The sequence below is a fragment of the Chryseobacterium fluminis genome (assembly GCF_026314945.1).
Taxonomy (GTDB): Bacteria; Bacteroidota; Bacteroidia; order Flavobacteriales; family Weeksellaceae; genus Chryseobacterium; species Chryseobacterium fluminis.
Genome location: NZ_CP111121.1, coordinates 4,449,326 through 4,466,707, shown reverse-complemented (window position 1 = coordinate 4,466,707; position 17,382 = coordinate 4,449,326). Strand labels below are relative to the sequence as shown.

Annotated in this window: 13 protein-coding genes and 1 pseudogene; 3 read left to right on the top strand and 11 right to left on the bottom strand. The window is 39.9% G+C overall.

All coding sequences use genetic code 11. The annotated features are described in order from the left end of the window. Positions 1–283: 283 nt before the first annotated feature. The 9 genes and pseudogenes from ODZ84_RS20490 to queG all read right to left on the bottom strand — a co-directional run bounded on the left by ODZ84_RS20490 (position 284) and on the right by queG (position 11,377). Positions 284–706: a hypothetical protein gene (locus ODZ84_RS20490; protein WP_266174265.1), complete on the bottom strand. Its 423-nt coding sequence runs from the start codon at positions 704–706 to the stop codon at positions 284–286. 120 nt (positions 707–826) lie between these two features. Then, a complete protein-coding gene (locus ODZ84_RS20485; RefSeq protein ID WP_266174263.1) occupies positions 827–2,272 on the bottom strand; it encodes a TolC family protein in 1,446 nt (481 codons plus the stop codon). After that, positions 2,253–5,374 (bottom strand): annotated as a pseudogene (locus ODZ84_RS20480) (efflux RND transporter permease subunit). The gene ODZ84_RS20485 and the pseudogene ODZ84_RS20480 overlap by 20 nt, the downstream one beginning before the upstream one ends. A gap of 27 nt (positions 5,375–5,401) precedes the next feature. Continuing rightward, positions 5,402–6,460, bottom strand: a complete 1,059-nt coding sequence (locus tag ODZ84_RS20475) for an efflux RND transporter periplasmic adaptor subunit (RefSeq protein ID WP_266174262.1) — start codon at positions 6,458–6,460, stop codon at positions 5,402–5,404. An 89-nt stretch (positions 6,461–6,549) separates the two neighbouring features. Beyond that, complete coding sequence (locus ODZ84_RS20470; RefSeq protein ID WP_266174260.1) at positions 6,550–6,885, bottom strand: hypothetical protein; 336 nt, start codon at positions 6,883–6,885, stop codon at positions 6,550–6,552. A gap of 423 nt (positions 6,886–7,308) precedes the next feature. Continuing rightward, the gene (locus tag ODZ84_RS20465) at positions 7,309–8,598 is read right to left on the bottom strand and encodes a cryptochrome/photolyase family protein (protein WP_266174258.1); all 1,290 of its coding nucleotides are present in this window, start codon (positions 8,596–8,598) and stop codon (positions 7,309–7,311) included. Positions 8,599–8,742: 144 nt separating this feature from the next. Continuing rightward, a complete protein-coding gene (locus tag ODZ84_RS20460) occupies positions 8,743–9,309 on the bottom strand; it encodes a murein L,D-transpeptidase catalytic domain-containing protein (protein ID WP_266174256.1) in 567 nt (188 codons plus the stop codon). A gap of 82 nt (positions 9,310–9,391) precedes the next feature. Next, on the bottom strand, positions 9,392–10,069 hold the full coding sequence (locus ODZ84_RS20455) for a TIGR02117 family protein (RefSeq protein ID WP_266174255.1): 678 nt from the start codon (positions 10,067–10,069) through the stop codon (positions 9,392–9,394). A gap of 363 nt (positions 10,070–10,432) precedes the next feature. After that, positions 10,433–11,377: a tRNA epoxyqueuosine(34) reductase QueG gene (gene queG / locus ODZ84_RS20450; protein WP_266174254.1), complete on the bottom strand. Its 945-nt coding sequence runs from the start codon at positions 11,375–11,377 to the stop codon at positions 10,433–10,435. Positions 11,378–11,479: 102 nt separating this feature from the next. Between queG and ODZ84_RS20445 the strand changes: the two genes are divergently transcribed. From ODZ84_RS20445 to ODZ84_RS20435, 3 genes are all read left to right on the top strand, one after another. Further along, a complete protein-coding gene (locus ODZ84_RS20445) occupies positions 11,480–12,688 on the top strand; it encodes an outer membrane beta-barrel protein (protein ID WP_266174252.1) in 1,209 nt (402 codons plus the stop codon). 86 nt (positions 12,689–12,774) lie between these two features. Continuing rightward, positions 12,775–13,074: a rhodanese-like domain-containing protein gene (locus ODZ84_RS20440; RefSeq protein WP_266174251.1), complete on the top strand. Its 300-nt coding sequence runs from the start codon at positions 12,775–12,777 to the stop codon at positions 13,072–13,074. Positions 13,075–13,104: 30 nt separating this feature from the next. Beyond that, entirely contained in the window at positions 13,105–13,719 is a 615-nt protein-coding gene (locus ODZ84_RS20435) for an HD domain-containing protein (protein ID WP_266174250.1), read from the top strand. A 218-nt stretch (positions 13,720–13,937) separates the two neighbouring features. Here the strand turns inward: ODZ84_RS20435 and ODZ84_RS20430 are convergent, their stop codons facing one another. Then, a complete protein-coding gene (locus tag ODZ84_RS20430; protein WP_266174248.1) occupies positions 13,938–16,094 on the bottom strand; it encodes a peptidase domain-containing ABC transporter in 2,157 nt (718 codons plus the stop codon). A gap of 87 nt (positions 16,095–16,181) precedes the next feature. Beyond that, a complete protein-coding gene (locus ODZ84_RS20425; protein WP_266174247.1) occupies positions 16,182–17,093 on the bottom strand; it encodes an HlyD family secretion protein in 912 nt (303 codons plus the stop codon). Positions 17,094–17,382 lie beyond the last annotated feature (289 nt).

The following is a 17,382-nucleotide window of genomic DNA, read 5'->3' as shown; positions in this document are numbered from 1 at the left end:
ATATTTTAAAGTAATTATTCAAATGACTGAAGTTAAGTGGACCTTATAAATTCTGCTTTTATATCAATTTTTCAATTTGATAAATTCTGAGGAATATTTTTGATGTATTTGTTTACCAAATAGGGAAGTTTATCTCAATGATCTTAAATAGCAGGAACGAGGCTTTAGTATTAATGATGTGCCTACCGGTCAGAAATATCGTTTCATCCATTATTTTTAACTGATTGACTTTTCCATAAAACTCTAAAATGAGACTCCCGGATCTCATGTGAAAACTGTTCCCTTATCTTCTGGGAGCTGTAGCAGTAGCGCGATTAGCCATTTCAGGCAGGCCGGGCTGGCGGACAAAAATTTTCCCTTTTCCTTCCATGATATTGATTTCAATCTCAGATTCTTTGTCGCCATAACTATCACTCACCTGATCATAAGAATTGATCTTAAAAATCAGATTGGAGTTCGCAGGATTTCTGAAATTGCATTTCACGACTTTTGCTATTTTATAGGTATTGAGTAATTCATCTTTGTCTTTCCTCATCTCCTTTACTTCAATAAACCCGTCATGAATATCATATTTAAGCGGAAAACCTTTTCCTCCACTGAATGCATAATAGGTTGCGCTTGTAATACACGGTATTTCCTGCGCATTGACAAAAGATCCAAGCATCAGGAAAACGAAACACACCACCACCGAACATCTTTGCAGCATAAAATTTATGTTTGAATGTAAATAATCACCGAAATTAACAAAAGTCGGTGAGAATCATGGGATATTACCTTATAAATTTCCATGAAAAATCCCGGATCATATCTGATCCGGGACTGAAAATTAATTTAATTTTCCGCCTAATGCTTTAAAAAGTAAAACATTATTACGGGTGTTCTGATGTCTGAACTGCAGCAGATCCAGCTCTGCCTGCAGCTTGCTTTTCTGGGAATTGATCAGTTCGAAATAATTGGCATATCCTGTAACATACAGATCATTGGAGACCTCAACGCCCCGATCCAGGAAACCGACTTCTTCTGCTTTTAATTTTAAAACCTTTTCATAAATCCGGGTCTGTTTTAAAATAGACTGCAGTTCATTAAAGGCTGTGGTCACGCTCTTCTGATAATTTAAAAATGCAATTTCCTGCTCGCTGGTAGCGACATTGAATTCATGTTTCAACTGGCCTTTATTGAAAACCGGAACCATCAAACCTCCCAAAAGCTGTCCGGCCAGAGAAGCAGGATTGAAAAATGTGCCTGCAGAAAAAGCATTCAGTCCAAAACCTGCCCCCAGATCGATCCTGGGATAAAAGGCTGCCTTTGCCGCTTTTGCGTCTGCCTGGGAAGATTCCAGGACATAATAGTTGGATGCGACATCCGGTCTGGAATGGATGACGGCTTCTACATTGATGTTTTTGTTCAGAATTTCCATATTCGTTGGCATTAAAACACTTCCCCGCCTGATTTCTCCGCCATAGCTTCCGGTTAAGGTAGTCATCGCCTGTTCTACGGTAACAATCTCAACTTTAATATGTTCAATCTCTGCCAGCCAGTTGTTATTCTGAGCCTTAAACTGCTGAACGGCCAGTTCTGTTGCTTTTCCCACTTCCCGCTGCGCAAGGACAATTTCAAAAGCTCTCTGCTGCAGGCTGTAATTTTTTTCATAAATGGCCAACCGGTTGTCAAGCGCTACCAGCTGGTAATATAAATTCGCAATATCGGTGAACAGCTCCACCTGCAATAACCGCAGTCCTTCTGCCGATGCGAGGTACTTTTTCTGGGCAGCCAGCTTTTTATTCTTCAGCTTTCCCCAGGCATCGATTTCCCAGCTGCTTCTTGCACCCAGCCAGTAATTGGGCGTAAAATCACGGTTTATTTTCTGATCTTCCGTAATATTCGGGGAAAGATTAGTATCATAATTTCCGACGCCTTCCATGGTATACTTTCCGTACCGGTCCCCCGAAGCAGAAGCTCCGATTTCCAGGGACGGAAGCAGGTCCATTTTTGAACGCTGCAGAAAGCTGTTGGCAATTTCCACCCGCTGCCGGGCAATCTGGAAATCAGGGTTGGCCTGTACTACTTTATCGAAAAGCTCCAGCAAATGCTGATCGGTAAAATAGGCCTTTAAATTGATCTCCTGAAACACGACAGAGCCCTGATGTGTACTGACGATTTCACCGGGCAGTTCTCTTGCTTTTCTGAGCCCGGCGACTTTGGGTGCTGCACATGATGCCATAACCAGAAATGCCGTTCCATACCCTATACTTTTATGATTTAATTTTTTCATCCTTCTTTTTATTTTCAAATTTCGCAAAAAATATGTACAGTCCTGGAATGATCACCAATCCGAAGACGGTTCCGATCAACATTCCTCCGGCAGCCGCTGTACCGATCGAACGGTTTCCTATGGCACCGGCACCGGAAGCAATACACAGCGGTATCAGCCCTGCCACAAAGGCAAAGGAGGTCATCAGAATAGGACGGAGACGCTGCTTTGCGCCTTCGATCGCTGCCGGCACAATATCATCTCCTTCTTTATGCCTTGCGACCGCGAATTCTACAATCAAAATCGCATTTTTGGCGAGAAGCCCGATCAGCATGACCAGGGCTACCTGGGCATAAATGTTATTATCCAGGCCGGCCAGGACCAGTGCGATATAAGATCCGAAAATCCCTGTCGGAAGGCTTAACAGAACCGGCATGGGAAGTAGGAAACTTTCATATTGTGCAGCTAATAAAAGGTAAACGAAAAGAAGGCAGATCATAAAAATGTAAACCGTCTGATTTCCCGATAAGATTTCTTCTCTTGTCATTCCCGACCACTCAATATCGAAACCTTTGGGAAGTGTTTCTTCAGCTACCGCTCAACAGCAGCGATGGCATCTCCCGAGCTGTATCCGTTGGCGGCTTCCCCGTTAATCATCGCCGACATATACATATTATAGCGGGTCAGAACCTCAGGTCCGTACACCTTTTCAATCGTGATAAATGTTGAGAACGGAACCATCTCCCCTTTATCATTTTTTAAATATAAATTCAGAATGCTTTCGGGACGGTCTCTGTGTTCGGGACTTGCCTGGACCATCACCTTATACATCTGGCTGAACCGGATAAAATTGGTCGCATAATAAGAACCCAGCATGGTCTGTAAGGTAGACATGGCATTGTCCACCGAAATTCCTTTCTTGGCCGCCATATCATAATCGATATTGATCATATACTGCGGGAAAGTAGCATCAAAACTGGTGAAACTGTTCTGCAATTCCGGCGCGGAATTGAGCTTTTTCACAAATTCCTTCGTGATTTTGTCGGTGTTTTCAACGGTACCGCCGGTTCTGTCGAGTAAACGCAACTCAAAGCCGCTGGTATTTCCGAACCCGGGCACGGTAGGCGGTGCAAAAATTTCTATCTGTGCATCGGAGATTCCTTTTGTTTTTTCGGAAAGCGCTGTGATCAGGTCATTTACCGAGATATTTCTCTCTTTCCAGTCTTTAAGGTTGATCATTGCCATACCGTATGAGGACCCTGCAATTTCCGTTACGATGCTGTATCCTGCGAGGGTGGTGACATTCTCCACTCCCTGAATCTTTTTGGCGATTACCGTAACCTCATCCAGCACTTTTTCGGTCCGTTCTACAGTAGCCCCCTGCGGCGTGGTCACACTTACGTACACCATTCCCTGGTCCTCCATCGGGATAAATCCGGTCGGTAAAAATTTACCGGTCACAACAGTTAATCCGATAAAAAGGAATAACAGCCCGAACGTGACGGTTGTTTTTGTGGCAAATTTCGAAAGAATACCGGTGTATTGACGGGTAAGTTTATCAAAACCGGTATTAAATTTCGAGAAGAACCGATCGGCCACTGTTTTCTTTTTATCATGACGATGCGGTTTTAAGATCAGGGCACATAATGCCGGCGTCAGTGTAAGGGCATTCACTCCCGAAATGACAATGCTGATGGCCAGCGTCAGGGAAAACTGCCGGTAAAACACCCCTACCGGACCATCCAGAAATGCTACGGGAATAAATACCGCAGACATTACAACGGTAATCGCCACAACAGCACCGGCTATTTCCCTGGTAGCACTGATGGTGGCTTCCAAAGGCTGTAAACCTTCTTCCATTTTTACGTGAACGGCTTCTACCACAACAATGGCATTATCCACAACAATACCGATGGCAAGAACCAGCGCGAACAGCGTCAGCAGGTTCACAGAGAAATCAAGCATATTCATAAATGCAAAGGTTCCGACTAATGCTACCGGTACCGCGAGTACGGGAATTAAGGTCGAGCGCCAGTCCTGAAGGAAAATAAACACAACAATTCCTACCAGAATAAAAGCTTCGATAAGGGTTACCAAAACGGCACTGATGGAAGCATCCAGGAATCTCGATACATCATAGGCCATATTGAACTCCATGCCGGGAGGAAAAGAGGAGCCTTTCAGTTCTTCCATTTTAGCTTTAACATTTTCGATGACCTCAGAGGCATTGGAACCCGGTCTCTGCTTCATCATAATGGATGCAGAGGGTCTCCCGTTGGTTTTGGAAACCATTCCGTAATTCATGGCTCCGAATTCCACCTTGGCGATATCCTTAAGCTTTAAAATAGTTCCGTTTTCGTCCGAGCGAACGGGAATTTCTTCATATTGCTTAGGCTCAAAAAATTTTCCTCTGTATTTTATCACATACTGCAGCTGACTTGATGTTTTTCCGGAAGTCTCCCCTACTTTCCCGGGAGCGGCAGAAATATTCTGCTTCTGTAAAGAGCTCACCACTTCATCGGCAGATATACGGTATGACGCCATCTTCTGGGGATCGAGCCAGACTCTCATGGAATATTCTTTCTGTCCCATGATTTCGGCACGTCCCACTCCGTCGATACGTTTCAGTTCCTGGAGAACATTAATATCCGTAAAGTTGTAAATGAACTGCTCATCCTGGCTTTCGTCGGTACTGGTGATATTAAGGTACATTAACATACTGTTCACCTCCTTTTCGGTGGTCACCCCTGCACGGATTACCTCTTCGGGAAGTTCGTCCAGAATCGTTGTTACCCGGTTCTGTACGTTAACTGCCGCCACGTCGGGATCGGTACCTACCTCAAAAAATACCTGAATGAGCGTAAGCCCGTCATTGGAAGTCACCGTCGACATATAGGTCATCCCGGGAACTCCGTTAATCGCCCGTTCCAGCGGAAGCGCCACGGCATTGGCCGAAACCTCCGCATTGGCTCCAGTATATTTTGCGGTTACCGTTACAGAAGGCGGTACAATATCGGGAAACTGGGTGATAGGCATTTTCAAAAGAGCCATCAGTCCCAGCAAAACAAATAATATGGAAATTACCAGCGAAAGAACTTTTCGCCTTATAAACATTTCTACCATCGCTAATTGATTTAAATTTATGAAAGATTAGAGTTTCTTTTTAATAGTAATCCTGTCACCGTCTTTCAGGGACTGTGTACCTTCATAAATAATTAAATCACCGTTCTTAAGCCCGTTTTCTACGAGGTAGGAATCTCTCAGCGTCGTTCCTATCCGGATGTTGGTCATCTTCACTTTATTCTGGCCGTCAACGGCAAAAACATAGGTTTTATCCTGAATGGAAAAAGTAGATTTCTGCGGAATGATAATAGATTTGGGCTGATATTCCGAAATAACGAGCTTTCCGGAAGTTCCGTGCTTGATCAGATGATCGGGATTCGGAAAAACCACTTTATACCGGATTGATCCTGTGGCACGGTCTATTTCCCCTTCTGCGGTTTTTAGTGTCCCGTTATACTCATAGTTAACGCCGTTGGGCAGCGTGAGTTCAATTTTCTGATGTTTTCCGAGCCTGTCGCTTGCCAGCAACTCAAAATACATATTTTCGGGAATGGAGAAATAGGCGTAGACTTCGTTCAGCTGAGATAAAGTGGTCAGGAGAGATCCGTTTTCAACGAGGCTTCCGTCTTTATAGGGAATGGTATCTATGACTCCGTCGAAAGGGGCAACCAGATTGGTAAAGCTGATTTTCTGCAGAACTGTTCTTTTTTCGGCATCGGCATAGGAGCGTTTTGCGCGGGCGGATGAGAGGCGGGCTTTCACCATTTCCAGCTCATTACCGGCTACAAATTTTTTGGCGTGCAGGCTTTCAATCTGCTTCAGTTCCACTTCAGCAATACGCACCTCTGCATCCGCCTGCTTCAGGGCCGCATTGGCTTTCAGCAGTTCCATCTGAAGCTCGGCATCATTAATCTTAAATAAAGGCTGCCCTTTTTTGACAAACTGCCCTTCATTAACGTACGTTTTCTGGATAATTCCTCCAATTCTGGCACGGATTTCGACATTTTTTTTAGCCTGAATATCCGTTACAAACTGATTGGTAACCAGTGTATCTTTTTCCCGGATTTTAAGGACGGGAACATCGGCGGCTTGCTGATCTTTTATTTTTTCGGCTTTACTGCATGACACAGAGAATAATATTGCCATACAGCAAATTATTACGTTTTTAAAATACATGTAATATTTTTTAAGTTATAAAAATTTCGTTAAACTAGACTGAATTTCAATAACTTAATTTAAAAGAGCTGAAGAAGATGGAGAAAGGATTTGGCTCCGCAGACCACGAATTCGGAAACGACAGAAAGTCCTTTTTTCGGAACATCATGAATAGCAGACAGTTTCCCAATGGTTGTCTGACCATCTTCTCTTCGAATGGAATATTTAAGGATTTTTGAAGCAGCAGGCAGCGCATGGGTATTCATATCTGCCTCCTCGTAGACATCCAGTACCGTAATATTAGTCGGCGGAGGAATACATGGTATTTTATTTAATGATTTTTCCGCCCATTTCGAGTTGAAAAGGGTAAAAACCAACATTAAATAAAAAAAGATAAACGACCTAAGACCTGCCATGCCCAATCAGAACATTTGTTTTTGAATAAAAACGGTGAATATGCCGCAAAAATAGGCATTTTTTAAGGAGTACCCCGGCTTTTGAATGTTAAAAAAACTTAATTTTAAAGCTTGGGCAGAGCGGGAAGTAAGTACTTCCGGTTTTTTTGTTGTTCTTACCGCTAATATCACTATGGAAACATTGAAAGAGCATACAATTCATATGTTCTTTTAAAGCATGACCGACTTTGCTGATGTGGTGAGTATTTTAAAGAGATACTGCCACCCTAGCCCTGATCGCAGCATCTGTCTGAGCTCATTTCATGAATTTGGCGGCGCGTCTGCGACGCGCCGCCAAATTCATGAAATAGCGAGTGCGGAGAGCAGGAAAAAGCTCCTTATAAATAAATTTCTCAGCTATGGATGATCCTCGTGTGATATGAATTAATTTTCTTTCACGGCTTTTCCGTACGCATCCAGAGCCCTCTGTCTTGCGAAAGTGTGCTCAACGATAGGTTCGCTGCTCATTTCTTTTTCAGAAAGCCAGGATTTAATATATTTCAGATTTTTATCGAATTTTTTAGTCTGCTCCGAGGGATTGAAAACTCTGAAATAGGGTGCAGCATCACATCCGCATCCTGCCGCCCACTGCCAGTTTCCGTTATTGGATGACAACTCATAATCCAGGAGTTTTTCTGCGAAATAGGCCTCTCCCCAGCGCCAGTCGATCAAAAGATGTTTTGTAAGAAAGCTGGCAACGATCATCCGTACTCTGTTATGCATAAACCCTGTTTCGTTAAGCTGCCTCATTCCTGCATCCACGATCGGATATCCGGTTTTACCTTCGCACCACCGTTGAAACTCTTTTTCATCATTCCGCCAACTGATATTTTCATATTTCTCTTTGAAACAGTGACGGACTACTTTTGGGAAATGATATAAAATCTGCATAAAAAATTCTCTCCAGATCAGTTCCTTCAGCCACGTCTGGTTGTGCTCTAATGCAAAACCCACACATTTGCGAACCGAGACCGTTCCAAAGCGCAGTGCTACCCCCAGATGAGTGGTATGGTCCAGAGCCGGAAAATCCCTGTACTGCTCATAGGTATCAATAATTTTATTTTCCAGCACCGGCTGGATGAATTCCAGGTCTGTTTTTTGGAAACCTATATCTTCCAATTCCGGAAAATGCGATGTATAGGAAAGAAACCGGGAAAAATCGGTTGTGAATTCTCTGAAATTATCTTTATTGAAATGTTCAAGCCACTTTTTTGAATATGGTGTAAATACAGTATACGGTGTTCCGTCATTTTTTACGACTTCACTTTTTTCAAAGATTACCTGGTCTTTATAATCTTTAAAACCGATATGATTATTGTGAAGAAATTTTTCAACTTCCTGATCCCGTTTTATGGCCTGGGGTTCGTAATCTCTGTTACAGAATACCGCTTCAATATCGTATTTTTCAGTCAGTTTTCTGAAAATATCAAGGGGTTTACCATGATAGATGCTTAAGGCACTTCCATGTGATTTCAGGACGGTATGCATCTGCTGCAAAGCCTGGTGGATATAATCTACTCTTTTATCGCTTTTGTTTTCGAGCCTATCCAGGATATCCGTATCAAAAATAAAAACGGGCACTACCCTGGCGCCTGATTTGAGGGCATGATATAATCCTGCGTTATCATTTAATCTTAAATCCCTGCGAAACCAGAAAACATTCACTTTCTCCATTGTACTTATTATTAAAAATATTGTTCTGCAACCTGGTAAGCTCTTTTAACTCCCAAAGATTAACGGCAGAAAACAAAACTCGCAGACGTTTACTATAACTGTCGAGTTGCCATTTACATATGTATGATCTTCCTCACTTACATATCAGTTATAAATCCACATTAAAACCGCTTTCTGCGAATTCTGAATACGGGGATCTATTTCTTTCATGGCATTGTCTGAAACGGTAGGACAGCCCCACCCTTCGGGAGAACCTTCCGGGAAAACCTCCTCATCGCTCATTTTGTTCCAGGAATGAAAAACAATAAATCTTTTTAAAGCATTATTATTGGTTTCCTCAAGGCCGTGCATCAGGTATTTGATATGAATTCCCCAGTCGCTGTGGCCTCTTCCCTGCAGTTTATATTTTCCCAAAGACGAAAGATGGCTTCCGTCTTCATTACTGAACGAAGGATTTTCTTTCGAACCGTCCTGGCTCCATGGATAGTTTCCGCAACCATGTCCCACAAGGTATTTTTTTGAAACTGAAGATGTCTTAAAATCCCAGATTACCAATCTTTTGATACCTGAATGAATGCTCATATCTATTAAAATGCAGAAGTCGGTGTTCAGGTCCCGTGACTGGCAGAACAGCAATGCTTCCTGTGCTTTGGATCTTGTTTTATCAGGATCTATTTCCTGTTTTTCTTCTGTTTTTATGAGTGTGTTCACAGGCTCCACATTATTCTTTTTTTCTGTTTTACACGAAAGAAACAACAGAAATGCAAAAATCAGACTAAAATTTTTCACTGGATTATTTATAATGTAAAAATATGCCATAATCAGAAGGAGTCCAGAAAGCGGCCTTCTGCCCGGCGGCTTTCAGTGCGTCATTCGTCCACGTATTACAGGTATATAAAAAACTGTATTTTCCTTTGGCGTCGTAGAACGCATCATTGTCACCGTAAACGGCGTCGGTAGGAACAAGTATGAAGTTACCGCTGGCATCTCTGTCGAATTTACCTTCTACAAACTCCACCAGTTTCCTGTACTGGTTTTTACTGATCATTATTTTCTTACAGTCGCTGCCTTCTGTCATGGTTTTATAATAGGTGCAGTGCATGGCAGATTTACTCAGCCAGAAGGCCGCTTTAAAAGCAGTGGAAAACTTCAGATCTGCCCATGTAGGTGTATCCAGATAAAAACCTTTGTCGCCCCATCCGATTCCCACATACTGATAATCTGTCCTTTTCGATTTCGTGTTGGCAAAAGGAATTTTAGTACTCCAGTCCTGCAACTCATTTCTGACGGGCATGACCATATCGGTATGAACACCGTTCGTATAAATATAAACGGGAATTTCTTTTTTCTGTCCGTCATCTTTTGCGGAAACCTTTATGAATGGTAATGCAAAAGCTAATGCTATATACAGGACAACAATTCCCAAAACAATTCCCAAAATTTTCAGTACGAGTACAATCATCTTTTTCACAATCCTGTTTTTTTAATGAATTAATAAAATTTAATCTGCAACTTTTCGTAAAAGTATTTGTTTTAATCGAAAAATATGGTAAATTTAAGTAGGAAACATTCACAAATATGCGTAAAAATATCAAATCCCAAAAAAGATTTAAAATAAGAGTAAAAGTAGCTCCGAAAAGAGTACAGAAAAAGCGTTGATTTTCGATGGGATATGGTCTCATGAAAGTCAATTTTCATTTTAAGGAAGACTTTCATTGCCTGCCATCTGAAAAACCTTTCCTCTTTACAGTCAAAAATGTAAAGAATGGCTGTTTACCGCTATTGTTCTGGAATTTAAAAATTCCAGATGAGGATCTGTCTCTGAAGATTAAAGCTATTTTTTATCTGAATCCTTCTCCAGGAACTCGATATTACGCTTGAGTCCTGCAAACTTAGTCCTTTTCACAGGCGACTTTCTGAAAATTTCCGAGAACAGCTCCTGGGTAAGTTCTTTCCATTCTCCTTTTTTAAAGTTTTTAAGAGAATCGTTGGGTTTAAACCTGGCCTGCTGATGAGGTGCTGAAAAGCGGTTCCATGGGCAGACATCCTGACAGACGTCGCACCCAAACATCCAGTCGTCCATTTTATCCTGAAAATAATCCGGAATTTCATTTTTCAACTCAATGGTTGCATAGGAAATGCATTTGCTGCCATCTACGATTTTTTCCGACACAATAGCATTGGTAGGACAGGCATCGATACATTTTCTGCATGTTCCGCAGTGATCGGTGGTCTCATGGTCAGGAACAAGCTCCAGGTCACAGATAATTTCGGCTAAAAAATAGAAAGAACCATTCTGTTTGGTAATTAAATTGGCGTTCTTACCTACCCAGCCGATCCCTGATTTTTTGGCCCAGCTTCTTTCTAAAACCGGAGCCGAATCTACAAAGACCCGGAATCCGAACTCCCCGATTTCATCCTGCAGTTCGGCCACCATATCGCGGAGAATCTCTTTCACCACTTCATGGTAATCTTCAGCATAGGCATATTTCGAAATCTTAAAATTCTCCAGGGTGGATATTCTGTCTTCAGGAAAATAATTATAGGACAGTGAAATCACGGATTTTGAGCCTTCTACCAACAACCTGGGGTCGAGCCTTTTATCAAAATGGTTTTCCATATACTTCATTTCTCCATGAAAATTATTCTTCAGCCATTTTTCAAGATGGTGTGCCTCTTCTTCCAGAAAATCAGCTTTTGAGATTCCACAGTTCTGAAACCCAAAACTTCTGGCTTTGGTTTTAACTAGTTGTGAATATTTCCCGGCATTTGGACCCATTAATATTGCAAAATTAAGATTATTTTATAATTTTGCCGGCGTTTAAAGGCCTCTTATTTAAAAAAGGTGAAAAACCTTTTACAGTACAGTAAAATTAAAACCATGAAAAAACTCACACTGCTTACAGGACTTATTTCTGCCGCCCTGTTTAACGCACAGATAAAATTCGAAAAAGGCTACCTCATCCATAATTCAGGGGAAAGGACTGAAGTTTTCATTAAAAACCTCGACTGGAAAAATAATCCTACGGAATTTGAATATAAAACGGATGAATCGGGCGCTATCCAAAAGGAAAATATAAAAAACGTGCAGGAATTCGGTATGGATCATGGTGATAAATACATCAGAAAAACAGTGATGATCGACAAGTCGTCTGATGAACTGCGCCAGATGTCTGAAACACGGGATCCCGAATTTGTAGAGGAAACTTTATTTTTAAAATATCTTGTTGAAGGAAAGGCAGATCTGCTGTACTATGAAAACTCCAATATAAGAAAATTTTTCTTCAGCAAAGACGATTCTGACGTAAAACAGCTCCTTTATAAACCTTATTATATTAACGAATCGCAGATCAGTTACAACGAGGAATATAAAAACCAGCTGACTGCTTTAACGTGCGGTATTGAAAAAAAGGAACTGCAGCGTGTACGATATCAGCAAAATGATCTTTCAAAGTTATTTATGAACTATAATAACTGTTCAGGCGGTCAGTCTACCGATCATACACAGAGCGCGGAGAAAAAAGACCTTTTTAATCTTACGATAAGACCCGGAATCAGCTCTTCTTCCCTGAAAACAGTATACAGTTCCTATTCTGCATCAGACGAAACGAAGTTTGGTAATAAAACGACTTTCAGAGCCGGTGTTGAACTTGAATTTGTTTTGCCTTTTAATAAAAACAAATGGTCTCTTTTTGTGGAACCTACTTATAACTATTACCAATCGGAGATAGAGACTACCATGTATCCGGGCACTTATTTTGAGCAAAAATCTAAAAGGAGCGTTGATTACAAATCTATTGAAGTTCCTTTCGGAATAAGACACTATTTCTTCCTTAACGATCAATCAAAGATCTTCGTTAATGCTGCTTATCTGGTTGATTTCGGATTTAAATCCAATCTAAAATATGATTATCTTGACCTGGAAGTCAATTCCGGAAATAATCTTATCCTGGGAGCCGGGTATAAATATAATGACCGGTTTGGAGTCGAATTCCGGATCGGAACGCCCAGAACTTTACTGAGAAATTATATGGTATGGGATTCAGATTATACTACTATGTCCCTGATCTTCGGATATACTTTATTTTAACCGGCAGAAAAAAAATAATCAATAGAAAAAACAATTAAAATTTTGCGTATTTTCGTTAATATTTAATGTTTAAAAATAAAACAGCTATGTCTTTAACAGAAGTAATAAAATCAGGAAATTATGAATTAATTGATGTTCGTGAACCTATGGAATTGGAAATGGACGGAAATATTGAAGGGGCTAAAAACATTCCATTGGGAGAGGTAGAAGCCAGAAAAGATGAAATTTTATCGATCGAGAAGCCGGTAATTCTGTTCTGCAGAAGTGGCAACAGAAGCGGTAAAGCACTGGATTATCTTAACGCTCAGGGATTGAGAGAAGGATATAACGGCGGTGGCTGGACGGAACTGAAAGCTAATCTGGAAGCAAATCAAGGAACTTTTTAAAGTTCCTTTTTTTTATTTAAAATAATACATATGACTCTAAAAGAAAGATTCCGGCAAAACTGTCTTTTGTTTACCCGGGAAACCGATACTATTGAAAAATTGTGGTCTGAGATTGAGAAAAGGTATACAGAAAAAAGCAGGCATTACCACAACTTTGCCCATCTTGAAAGTATGTTTGCAGAGCTCGACTCTGTAACTGCCAGGGTTGAAGACATGAACAGTCTTTCTTTTTCTGTTTTCTATCATGATGTTATTTATGATGCCTCATCAAAAAATAATGAAGAAAAAAGCGCGACGTTTGCAGTAAGCCAACTTGCAAAAATAAATATCAGCTCCGGTGCGGCCGATAAAATCACCCGACAGATTATGGCGACAAAATCTCATCAGCAGTCCGATGATCCTGATACCAATTATCTTCTGGATGCCGATCTTTCTATTCTCGGAAAAGATCCGGAAACCTATTTTGAGTATACCAGGAAAATCCGGAAAGAATATTCTGTTTACCCGGATCTACTGTATAAACCCGGAAGAAAAAGAGTCCTGAAGCACTTTTTGGATCTTGAGTATATTTTTAAAACTGAATATTTCAGAGAAAAGTATGAACTCCAGGCTAGAGAGAATATAGAAGTGGAAATAAAAAGTTAGCTGCATTTCACAGATTATTTTTCAGAAAAATTTAAAACTCCGGTGCAGAGATATCTTCACACAATGTTCCGTTCTGAATCCGGCATAAAATCTGCCGGAAATTTTAATTTGGAATTTCCCCGTTCTCTCCTTTTTCATTGGGTATATAATTTTACAAATACAAGATTCTGATTATATGATATATATGAATAAATAATAATGTTACAAACAACATAAGGCTATAAAGTTAAGGTCTGTTTTTCCCACATAGATTGATAAACAGAATCTTTATTTAGAAGTTCATTGTGGTTTCCTTTTTCAATAATCTGTCCGTCCTTTATCACCAAAATAGTATCTGCATTCGCGATAGTACTCAGTCGATGGGCAATAACAATCATGGTTTTTCCCTGATTTCTGAAATCCTGTAAAGTATTTTGAATTACCAATTCCGATTCTGTATCTAATGAAGAAGTGGCTTCGTCCAATATCAGAATTTCAGGGTTTTTGTATAAAGCCCTTGCAATGGCAATCCTTTGTTTCTGTCCGCCGGATAACAAAGCTCCATTTTCCCCCAAGTATGTTTGAAAACCGTTGGGTAATTTTTCAACGAAACTTAATATCCCCAAGTTTTTTGTGATGTTTAAAATCCTCTGTATATCCGGAAAATCCTCTCCAAGAGCGATATTTTCAATCACATTTCCGGAGAACAAATCGATTTTTTGCGGAACTACGGATACTAGATTCCGTAAAGAGTAGTTGGAAATATAATTGATGTCATAGTCTCCAATTATAATTTTTCCTGCTTTGAGTGAATATAAATTTTGAACCAAAGAAGCTAAGGTGGTCTTACCACTGCCGCTTTCCCCAACAATAGCAGTTGTTTCTCCTTTTTTTATAAGGCAATTGAAGTCTGTAAAAACTTCGGTTCTGCTTCCATAGCTAAAACTTACCCCCTTAAACTCAATGTCTCCAATATTTTCCTTTGTTAATTCTAATTTACCGGTATTTTCCTCACGTTCCAGATCCATGATTTCAAAAAGACGGTCGGCTGCGATTAAAGCATTCTGAATCGTTTTATTCATCCCGATTAATTGTGATACAGGATTGGTAAAATATCCGATTAAAGCATAAAACGACAGCAATTCTCCGGGAGTGATCACTCTGTCAATCACATAACCTGAACCCACCCAAAGCAATACAATGGTGAAAATCCTGGATAAGAATTCAGAGGAGTTTCCTGAAAATAAAGCATTCATTACCGAAACATAAATTGTTTTTAACAGTTTTGAAAAAGCATTATCCGTTTTATTATTGGCAAAAATTTCTACTCCGAATTGCTTAATGGTTTTTACAGATGTTATTGATTCAACCAAATGAGATTCCAATTCGGCACTTTCTTCCATTAATCGCCTTTCTGCTTTTTTATTTAATGTATTGGTGATCCAATACACCAAAAAATAAAATGGAATCACCAATGCTGTAATCAAAGCCAGCTTCCAGTAATAGGTGAACATTAATGCAAATGAAAAAATAATGATAAACAAGTTTACAAAAATCTGTATGGAAACATCATTGATGAACGTTCTGATTTTGACGGCATCATTCACCCTTGAAATGATCTCTCCTACTTTCATGGTATCGAAAAAGCGCTGCGGAAGTGTTAGCAGATGTTTGTAATACCCGAGAATAAGGTGCTTATCCATTTTCTGCCCGGTCTGTAAAACCAGTACACTTTTCATGGCTCCAATAAATATTTGAAATAGCAGTATTATAATCATTCCTACAGAAAGCAGGTTTAAAAGCCGTTTGTTACCATCTATCAGAACATAATCTGTTATTTTTTCAATATAAATAGAGGTTGATAATCCTAAAACAGTATATACCAAGGCTCCCAATAAAGCCTGGATCAAAATACTTTTGTGTGGCTGAACCAAGTTCCAGAATCTTTTGTAGAGACTTGTTTTTTCATTTCTCTGTTTAAAATACTCATTAGGTTCCAATAGAATAAGAACACCTGTCCATATTTTTGAAAAATCTCCTATTTTGTAATCCTCCAGTTTTCCTCTTGCCGGATCCATTACGGTAATTTTATGTTTCGCAACTTTGTAAATGACCACATAATGATGCATCTGACCGTTAACTATAATATGGGCAATTGCAGGTAACGGAAGCTCCGGTAAAGCGTCAGTACCTCCTTTTACGCCTTTGGCATTAAAGCCCATCTGCTCCAACCCCTGTATTAACCCTAAAACATTCGTTCCTCTTGTATCGGTATGGCAGATCTGACGGATTTTAGCAATAGGCATTTTTAATCCGTAATGGATGGCTACCGATGCAAGACATGCAGCACCACAGTCTTTGATGTCATGCTGTTTTATTAGTGTATTTTTTTTCACTTTTGTATTTTTTTGTATTCCGTCGTTTTTAAACCTAACAGGTTTTGGAAACCTGTTAGGTTTGATGGGAATGCAGGTAAAATTTTATCATTTCAATTTTGGATTAAACCAATCATCTGCTCTGTCAAACAACAATTGCCATAATGTGCTGTCGATGAGATGAAAACGTGCTGTGAAAGTCATTCCTTTATCAACCTGTCCTTGGTATCCGTTTTTTAATTGTAAATGATTTTTATCCATTTGGCAAATAACTCTGAAAAAGGCCTCCCCGGTTTGCTCGTTAATTTTAATATTCTGATCAACTTCAGAAACCCTGCCTTCCAATAATCCCCATTGGTTATAATTATACGTGTCGATTTGGTATTTTACGTTCTGGCCTGTATGAATAAAACCTATATCTTTGGGTGAAACCAAACATTCTGCAACCAGAGAAACCTCCGGGGAAATTTCTCCTATATTTTGTCCCTGTGCTAAAAAGTTATTTTTCTGAATTCCGGAGAAGTTGACAAGCCTTCCGGAAATGGGAGCTGTAATGATATAGTTTTTTTGTTCCTGGTTAATACGCTGTACTTCTGAACCTAAAGAACGGATTTGTCTTTCTACTTCTCGTTTCTGCGTTTGCCATTGGGCAATTTGCTGTTCCCTTATTCCGGCAATCTGGTTTTTAAGCCCTTGCAGAGTGTAGAAAAATTTATCATATTCTGCTTTGGGGATTACTCCCTGGTTATAAAGGGTAGCCGCCCTGTCAAAATCTTTTTGAGCTAAAGACAACTGTGTTTGTACCTGAGCAATTTTCTCCTGCATGGCGGATAATTCTCTTTGATATTGCCCGGTTTGTAAACCTGAAATTTGTCCTCTTGTCAGTTGAGTTAAGTCCTGCAATTGTGCTGAATAATCTGAACTTTGGCTGTTTTGCAAATTCTTTTGGGTATCCAGCTGTTCTGCTGTTACGATGAGCAAAGTATCACCCTGTTTGAGTTCCTGGTTATTTTTGTCCATTTTACTATAAATAATTCTCCCTGAAACAATTGCGGAAATTTTGGTGTTCTCCTGAACAGATCGTATCACACCTCTTGATGAAGAGGAAATGGGGACTTTTATTATTGGTAAAATGCATAGGAAGGCCACTACAAGAATTAATATTCCTATATAAATTGATTTTTTGAACATTGAAAAAAAATAATTTTTACATTATAAATAAATAACCGTAAAGATTAAATAACGCATGGAAGAAAACGGTACTTATTATTGTACCATATGGAAATAACCGGTAAAATGCTTAAAGCGA

What these genes read in the sequence shown, in the direction of transcription:
- ODZ84_RS20490 (WP_266174265.1), bottom strand. Translation starts at nt 706, where the DNA reads ATGCTGCAAAGATGTTCGGTGGTGGTGTGTTTCGTTTTCCTGATGCTT.
- ODZ84_RS20485 (WP_266174263.1), bottom strand. Translation starts at nt 2,272, where the DNA reads ATGAAAAAATTAAATCATAAAAGTATAGGGTATGGAACGGCATTTCTG.
- ODZ84_RS20475 (WP_266174262.1), bottom strand. Translation starts at nt 6,460, where the DNA reads ATGGCAATATTATTCTCTGTGTCATGCAGTAAAGCCGAAAAAATAAAA.
- ODZ84_RS20470 (WP_266174260.1), bottom strand. Translation starts at nt 6,885, where the DNA reads ATGGCAGGTCTTAGGTCGTTTATCTTTTTTTATTTAATGTTGGTTTTT.
- ODZ84_RS20465 (WP_266174258.1), bottom strand. Translation starts at nt 8,598, where the DNA reads ATGGAGAAAGTGAATGTTTTCTGGTTTCGCAGGGATTTAAGATTAAAT.
- queG (WP_266174254.1), bottom strand. Translation starts at nt 11,377, where the DNA reads ATGGGTCCAAATGCCGGGAAATATTCACAACTAGTTAAAACCAAAGCC.
- ODZ84_RS20445 (WP_266174252.1), top strand. Translation starts at nt 11,480, where the DNA reads ATGAAAAAACTCACACTGCTTACAGGACTTATTTCTGCCGCCCTGTTT.
- ODZ84_RS20440 (WP_266174251.1), top strand. Translation starts at nt 12,775, where the DNA reads ATGTCTTTAACAGAAGTAATAAAATCAGGAAATTATGAATTAATTGAT.
- ODZ84_RS20435 (WP_266174250.1), top strand. Translation starts at nt 13,105, where the DNA reads ATGACTCTAAAAGAAAGATTCCGGCAAAACTGTCTTTTGTTTACCCGG.
- ODZ84_RS20425 (WP_266174247.1), bottom strand. Translation starts at nt 17,093, where the DNA reads ATGGACAAAAATAACCAGGAACTCAAACAGGGTGATACTTTGCTCATC.